We start from the raw sequence: 6134 nt of genomic DNA, 5'->3' as shown, positions 1-6134 counted from the left end.
TTTAGCTTTTAGCTTTTAGCTTTTAGCTTTTAGCTTTTAGCTTTTAGCTTTTAGCTTTTAGCTTTTAGCTTTTAGCTTTTAGCTTTTAGCTTTTAGCTTTTAGCTTTTAGCTTTTAGCTCTAAAACTGCGTTTTGGCACAGAATTTTGGTTTAGTCATTTGGCTTAGCCATTCGCTTTAGGGCTTGGATTTAATATCTGGGTTCAGCACTTTATATTGATTCTGGTCAACTAAAAATCCTGCCTGACGGTACAGCTGCTGCATACGGCCATTTTTTTCAAGTGCGGCAAGCCCACGCTGTAAAGCGGCATAAGCTTCGGCGCCAGCCGGATGGTTTTTACTGACCACAAAATGCCGGCTGTCGTTCAGTAACACTGCAACACCAGGCACCAGTTTCAGCTGAATTTGCTCAAGTTTGTACTCACCGTTTTTGCTGTTTACAAAAGGCATCAGCATAAAATCGACCCATTGCATATGCACCATACGTGCCTGACTGAGCCATTCATCTTCCCGCACCAGTTGTTTTAGTGGCAAAGCCGACATGGTTTGCCAGTCGGTGTGCCATTTTGGTGTAGATACTGCGCTGAGTTCTTTTAAATCAGCCAGTTTTTTTAAACTGAACACTTTGTGGTTGTTTGGACTGGTATAAATACCTGCCAAATACTGGCCTTTTTTAATCACAGCGCTGCTTATCAACACTTTGTCTTTTAAAGCTTTGGCATCGCTGAGCCAATAAGTATCAAAACTCAGCAGCAGCTCACCGGTTTCCAGCATTTTGGTATTGCGAAAATTCACTTTGCCAGGCAGATATAAAAATTTGCGCTGAAAACCACCCAGTGCCAGAGCTTGTTGCAGCAGCACCATGTCGGCCACATCTCGGCGCATAAAGGGGCTATGAAAATCGGTTACGGTCAGTACATCCCGGCCAGCGACAAACTTTTGATAATCTTCATAAACATCGTCGCGGATAAAAATTTCAACGGGCGCAGAGTGCAGCTTTTCAGCATAAAGTGGCATGCTGAATAACAGATTAGTGAAAATGACCAGAGTTAAAATTTGTTGCAACATAAGACAAAGATCCAAAAGCAGTCACAACAAGCATAGGTGGATTTGTTGTTGGCTTCATACTTTTATTTGGCCATCTAAACGTTTAGAAGTTGACAATTTAACCTGTTTTAGCCAAAGTAGCCGCACTTTATTTTATTATCCGGAGCCGGCATGCCAATCAAAGTGGTGGATCAATTACCCGCAGTAGAAGCTTTATCAGCGGAAAACGTTTTTGTGATGACCGAAAGTCGCGCTTTGCAGCAAGATATCCGGCCACTGAAAATTGCCATTCTGAATCTGATGCCAAACAAAATAACGACTGAAATACAGTTGTTAAGGTTATTGGCCAACAGTCCTTTGCAGGTGGATGTTGACCTGATCCGCTTGGACAACCATGTCAGTAAACACACCTCACAAAGCCATCTTAATTGTTTTTATAAGTATTTTTCTGATGTGCAGCAACAAAACTACGACGGTTTAATTATCACCGGTGCGCCGCTCGGTTTGGTGGATTATGAAGATGTCAGTTATTGGCCGCAGCTTTCGGAAATTCTGGCCTGGGCCGATCGTCATGTCACCTCCACTTTGTTTTTATGCTGGGCTGCACACGCCGCCCTTTATTATTATTACGGTTTACAACGTGAGATCCGTGGGGAGAAACTTTCAGGAGTGTACTGGCAGGATGTAGTACAGCCACTGAGCCCATTGGTTCGTGGTTTTGATGACAAATTTTTGGTACCCCATTCGCGTTATGCTCAGGTGCCGAAACAAAAATACCAACAACATGCTGATATCCACGTATTGGCTGAAGCTGATGTGACTGGCGCTTATTTATTGCAAAACAGCAGCGGCAGCAGGGTCTTTGTCACAGGCCATCCGGAATACGATTTAACCACGTTAAATGATGAATATCGACGTGATCTGGATGCCAATCTGGCACCCAAAGTGCCGGAAAATTACTTTCGCGACAACGACCCAGCCAAAGGTCCGCAAAAACTGTGGCAAAGCCACGCCTTTTTATTATTCAGTAACTGGCTGAACTACTATGTGTATCAGGCCACACCTTTTGATATTCAACAAATTAGCCAGGAGCGGGTGTGATGACGGCGGTAATAAACAAAACCCAAGGTTCAGCGCGGTTAACACCACAAGCGCTGGCGCAGTTACTATCAAAACGCATTCTGGTATTGGATGGTGCTATGGGTACCATGATCCAGGCTTATCAGCTGCAGGAAGCTGATTACAGAGGTGAAGAATTTGCCAGCTGGCCTTCTGATTTGAAAGGCAATAACGATTTATTGGTACTGACTCAACCACAGATCATCAGCGAAATTCACTACAAATATTTAGCCGCCGGTGCCGATATTCTGGAAACCAACAGCTTTAACGCTACTACTATTGCCATGGCTGACTACGACATGTCGCATTTGTCGGCGCGTATTAACCGCGAAGCTGCAGCTTTGGCGCGTAAGGCCTGTGATGAATTTACTGCGCTAACGCCGGACAAACCGCGTTTTGTTGCCGGTGTGCTTGGCCCGACCAACAGAACTGCTTCTATTTCACCTGATGTGAACGACCCGGGTTATCGTAATGTCGATTTTGATACTTTAGTTGCGGCTTATACCGAATCAACGCTTGCGCTGATTGAAGGTGGGGCCGACATTATTATGCTGGAAACCATATTTGATACGCTCAACGCCAAAGCGGCCGCTTTTGCGGTGCTACAGGTGTTTGATGAGATTGGTTATAAATTGCCGGTGATGATTTCCGGCACTATTACCGACGCTTCCGGCCGTACTTTGTCGGGCCAGACTACCGAAGCTTTTTATAATTCACTGGCTCATGTCGAGCCTGTCACTTTTGGTCTGAACTGCGCTTTGGGGCCAGATTTACTCCGACCTTATGTCGAGACCTTATCCGGTATTTCAGAATGTTATGTCTCTGTGCATCCAAATGCCGGTTTACCCAATGAGTTTGGTGAATATGATTTAGGTGCTGTTGAAATGGCAGCGGAAATTAAAGATTGGGCGGCGCAGGGGTTTTTAAATATTGTTGGTGGTTGTTGTGGCACTACACCTGAACATATAAAAGCTATTAGTGAGGCAGTGGCAGGTGTGACGCCTCGTCAGCCCAAAGCAAAATCCCATCAGTTTAATCTGGCTGGCCTCGAAGCCTTTTCGTTGGAGTGGTAATGCAACAAGTCAGGTTTATTAACATTGGTGAACGCACCAATGTCACAGGCTCAGCCCGTTTTAAAAAGCTTATTCTCGACGGCAAATATGAAGCTGCATTACAGGTTGCCAGGCAGCAGGTAGAAAACGGCGCACAAATAATCGATATCAACATGGACGAAGCGATGCTCGACAGCAAAGCCGCCATGGTGCGCTACCTGAACTTATTAGCGTCTGAGCCCGACATTTCCCGTGTGCCCATTATGGTCGACTCGTCCAAATGGGAAGTGATTGAAGCTGCGCTCAAGTGTATTCAGGGCAAAGCTGTGGTTAATTCCATCTCACTGAAAGAAGGTGAAGCGCAGTTTTTACATCAGGCAAAATTGTTGCGCCGTTATGGCGCTGCTGTTGTTGTGATGGCTTTTGACGAGGTAGGGCAGGCTGATACCAAAAAACGCAAAGTCGAAATTTGCCAGCGTGCTTATAAAATTCTGGTGGAACAAATTGGCTTTCCACCTGAAGACATTATTTTTGACCCAAATATTTTTGCCGTTGCTACAGGTATTGAAGAGCACAACAACTACGCTGTGGATTTTATTGAAGCCACCCGTGAAATTAAAAGGTTGTGCCCCTACGCTAAAATCTCCGGTGGTGTATCGAATGTGTCTTTTTCATTTCGGGGTAACGACCCGGTACGTGAAGCCATTCACTCGGTGTTTTTATATCACGCCATCAAAGCCGGCATGGATATGGGCATCGTCAACGCCGGCCAGTTAGCTGTATATGACGACATTCCAGAACTACTTCGTGAGCGGGTAGAGGATGTGATCCTCAATCGCCGTGACGACGCCACCGAACGTTTGCTCGAAATCGCGGCCCAATTTAAAGGTGATGGCAGCGTTGCTGTCAAAGAAGACGAAGCCTGGCGCAGCTGGCCGGTCAGTAAAAGACTTGAACATGCGCTGGTGAAAGGTATTACCGATTTTATTGATATCGACACCGAAGAAGCCCGTTTACAGGTTGAAAGACCACTTCATGTGATTGAAGGCCCGCTGATGGACGGCATGAACGTGGTGGGTGATTTATTTGGTGAAGGCAAAATGTTCCTGCCGCAAGTCGTCAAGTCGGCCCGGGTGATGAAAAAAGCCGTGGCTTATCTGCAACCTTATATAGAGTTGGAAAAAGCTGGTACCGGCGCCAAAGCGCAGGGCAAAGTGCTGATGGCCACTGTGAAAGGTGATGTACACGACATCGGCAAAAATATTGTGGGTGTGGTGCTGCAGTGTAATAACTACGAAGTGATTGATTTGGGCGTGATGGTGCCTTGTGCCACTTTGCTGCAAAAGGCCAAAGAGCTGGATGTGGATATCATTGGTTTATCAGGTTTGATTACGCCGTCTTTGGATGAAATGGTGCATGTCGCCAAAGAGATGACGCGGCTTGGTTTTACCATTCCACTATTAATAGGTGGCGCTACTACATCAAAAGCCCATACTGCGATAAAAATTGCGCCTAACTATCAACACGGCGTGGTCTATGTGCCTAATGCATCGCGCAGTGTGTCGGTGGTGCAATCTCTAATTAGCGCGACGCAAAAGCCGGATTATCTGGCGCGGGTGGATGATGAATACCGTCGTGCAGTAGAACAACATCAACGCGCCCGTCCTGGTGAGAAGATGCTGACGCTCGCTGAGGCGCGCGACAATAAATTCCAACTGGATTTAAGCAAAGTTGCACCAGCGCCAAAAAAGCCAGGCATTCATATCTGGCAGGATGTGGATTTACAAACTTTGCGCGATTTTATCGACTGGACGCCATTCTTTTTAACCTGGCAGTTATCGGGGAAATTTCCGGCCATTCTGAATCACCCTGAAGTAGGCATGGAAGCGCGTAAGGTGTATCAGGAAGCCAACGAGATGTTGGATCTGATGATTGGTTCACGCAAAGTGACCGGTCGTGCCATTTTTGGGTTGTTTCCGGCTAATAGTGAAGGCGATGACATTATTGTCTATACCGATGAAAGCCGCAGTGTCGAAAAACACCGCTTATATAACCTGCGTCAGCAACTGCAGCTGCGTAATAACGCACCGAATAGCTGTTTAGGTGATTTTGTTGCACCGGTATCTTCTGGTGTTGCCGACTATATAGGTGCTTTTGCTGTCAGCACAGGTTTTGGCGCCGACGAATTTGCTGCTGAGTTTGCCGCAGCCCATGATGATTACAACAGTATTATGGTGAAAGCTCTGGCTGACCGTTTGGCCGAAGCTTTAGCTGAGTATCTGCATCAACAAGTGCGCAAAGACTACTGGGGTTATGCCGCCGATGAAGTTTTAGATAACGAAGCATTGATCCGCGAAGCTTATCAGGGCATTCGTCCGGCACCAGGTTATCCGGCTTGTCCTGAGCATACTGAAAAAGGCACTTTGTTTGAGATGCTGAATGTCACCCCGGAGATTGGTCTGGAGCTCACAGAGAGTTATGCCATGTGGCCGGGTGCAGCAGTGTCAGGTTGGTACTTTGCCCATCCGGACAGTAAATACTTTGCTGTCAGCAAAATTGCTGAAGATCAGTTGATGGATTACGCCAACCGTAAAGGTTTTACCAAAGAACAAGCACAAATGTGGCTGGCACCTAACTTAAGCTAGGACCTTTCTCTATATAACAGACAACTGAAAAACGGATTTTTCAGTTTTGTTGGCACTTTGCGGTGGATTTTGCACCGGAAATGCCGGTTAAAAACACAATTTGTTTGTTTAATGCGCGGTTGAATTCGAAATGTCATATTTCTTCAAATTCGTGCTTGCGCCATTTCAAAAACGCCCTATAATGCGCGCCATGCCGACGGGGTGGTGCGAAAGCAGCAAGCCGGGTGAGTTTGAAATAAGTTGAAAATGTCGATAAAAAGACGCTTGACACG

4 protein-coding genes are annotated in these 6134 nt (G+C 46.2%); 3 read left to right on the top strand and 1 reads right to left on the bottom strand.

Features of this window, described 5'->3' with window-relative positions:
• Nucleotides 1-176: 176 nt before the first annotated feature.
• A complete protein-coding gene (locus RCH83_RS13370) occupies nucleotides 177-1067 on the bottom strand; it encodes a hypothetical protein (protein WP_306522906.1) in 891 nt (296 codons plus the stop codon).
• A gap of 150 nt (nucleotides 1068-1217) precedes the next feature.
• Here RCH83_RS13370 and metA point away from each other — a divergent pair, with 150 nt between their 5' ends.
• Genes metA through metH form a run of 3 tightly spaced genes read left to right on the top strand, consistent with a single transcriptional unit; the run spans nucleotide 1218 to nucleotide 5862 of the window.
• Nucleotides 1218-2147 (top strand): homoserine O-succinyltransferase, encoded by a 930-nt coding sequence (gene metA, locus RCH83_RS13365; protein ID WP_306522904.1) that lies wholly within the window; start codon nucleotides 1218-1220, stop codon nucleotides 2145-2147.
• Nucleotides 2147-3238, top strand: a complete 1092-nt coding sequence (locus tag RCH83_RS13360; RefSeq protein WP_306522902.1) for a homocysteine S-methyltransferase family protein — start codon at nucleotides 2147-2149, stop codon at nucleotides 3236-3238. The genes metA and RCH83_RS13360 overlap by 1 nt, the downstream gene beginning before the upstream one ends.
• Nucleotides 3238-5862, top strand: coding sequence for a methionine synthase (metH, locus tag RCH83_RS13355; RefSeq protein WP_306522900.1), 2625 nt, complete (start codon nucleotides 3238-3240; stop codon nucleotides 5860-5862). The genes RCH83_RS13360 and metH overlap by 1 nt, the downstream gene beginning before the upstream one ends.
• Nucleotides 5863-6134: the final 272 nt, after the last annotated feature.

Source organism: Rheinheimera sp., from assembly GCF_030824435.1.
In the GTDB taxonomy this organism is placed as follows: domain Bacteria; phylum Pseudomonadota; class Gammaproteobacteria; order Enterobacterales; family Alteromonadaceae; genus Pararheinheimera.
This window is presented reverse-complemented; position numbering and strand designations above follow the sequence as displayed.